The sequence below is a fragment of the Staphylococcus intermedius NCTC 11048 genome, assembly GCF_002902385.1.
Taxonomy (GTDB): Bacteria; Bacillota; Bacilli; order Staphylococcales; family Staphylococcaceae; genus Staphylococcus; species Staphylococcus intermedius.
Genome location: NZ_PPQH01000131.1, coordinates 1 through 1248, shown reverse-complemented (window position 1 = coordinate 1248; position 1248 = coordinate 1). Strand labels below are relative to the sequence as shown.

At 36.9% G+C, this 1248-nt stretch carries 3 protein-coding genes; all 3 read right to left on the bottom strand.

The genetic code is table 11. From position 1 onward, the window contains the following. A partial coding sequence (locus tag CD138_RS13505) for a CHAP domain-containing protein (protein WP_180991070.1) occupies positions 1-575 on the bottom strand: 575 nt, incomplete at its 3' end. 128 nt (positions 576-703) lie between these two features. Next, a complete protein-coding gene (locus CD138_RS13500; protein ID WP_026066810.1) occupies positions 704-1003 on the bottom strand; it encodes a DUF2951 family protein in 300 nt (99 codons plus the stop codon). A gap of 37 nt (positions 1004-1040) precedes the next feature. Beyond that, positions 1041-1190, bottom strand: coding sequence for an XkdX family protein (locus tag CD138_RS13495; protein WP_019167889.1), 150 nt, complete (start codon positions 1188-1190; stop codon positions 1041-1043). Positions 1191-1248: the final 58 nt, after the last annotated feature.

The window sequence follows — 1248 nt, the reverse complement described above, 5'->3', positions numbered from 1 at the left end:
CGTTTGATGGTATAGATAACTTTTGTAACGTCTTTAAACCTCACTGTCGGCTTGTCTGGTTCTTTGTTTGGCTCTGGGTCAATCGCTGGTGGTTTAGGTGTCGATGGGTCACTCGGGTTTGACGTTGCACTTTTTTTATATGGTGGTCTAACAAAGTGAGTTACACCGTTATAGTTATGTTTAATTTTGTATGCAGGCGATCCTGTCCAGTTAGCTGTGTACCAATTTTGATCGCAACTATAAAAATAACTTGTACTTGCTGGACCCACAACAATCGACACATGACCCGGGTTACTACCTGCCCAAACAGCCCAATCACCAGGCAACGGTACAAAAGAAGGTGTGTTACGATATATTTTAAAATCGTTTCCGCGATAATTACTTTTTTGAGCCATCGCATTTGCGTTACCCCAAGTTGTAAAACCCCAGTATTTCTTCAAAATATAGTTAGGTAGGTCCCAACACTGCATTCCATAATAGCCATCTACATCAACACCTTTGCGTCGCTTAGCTAAGTCCAACGCCCAATTTACAACATCTAAAGCAGTTGGTTTACCTGTTTTAGGTAATGACATGACATCACTTCTCTTTCATAAAAATAAGTCGACGCATAAGCGCCGACTTCGTTTTAATTAACGTTTACATTTACCAAACCAAAAACACGCCCAAAAACTGTAACCGAACAACATAGTAATCACCTCCTTTAAACACCAAAAAAGGTACGTAAAATTGCGATTATAATTGTACTTGCGATAGTCCCTATGACACCTAACATCCACATTTTTAATTCTCGAATATTTTTAGCATTCTCTTTTTTATTTTGCTCTTCTTTTAATCTGTCTTTCTTTAACTCTTCGAAAGTTCTATCTAACTTATCATAAACTTTTTCTTGAGTCCGCAGACTATGTTCAATATTATCTAACTTTTTAAACATATCTTTGTCGTTTTCTTCTAGACGCATGATGCGCCATTCGTGCTCGCGTCGTTTCATAAATCCGAACACTATCACACCCGCTTTCTAAAAAACTAAGTCATAGACGTTAAACCTGCGACTCGTATTCAACACCTGTAATCTCTTTGAATTCTTCTTCATTAATACATTCTAGTTCTACAAAACGTTTGATTTGATCATTAGTGTAATAGTTTCTGTCATAAAAATATTTGATGTTGTTAAAACTTGGGAATTTCATATTATTTAACCTCCTTAATTTCTGCAAACGCAAGCATCATTTGAGCTTGCTGTTCTTC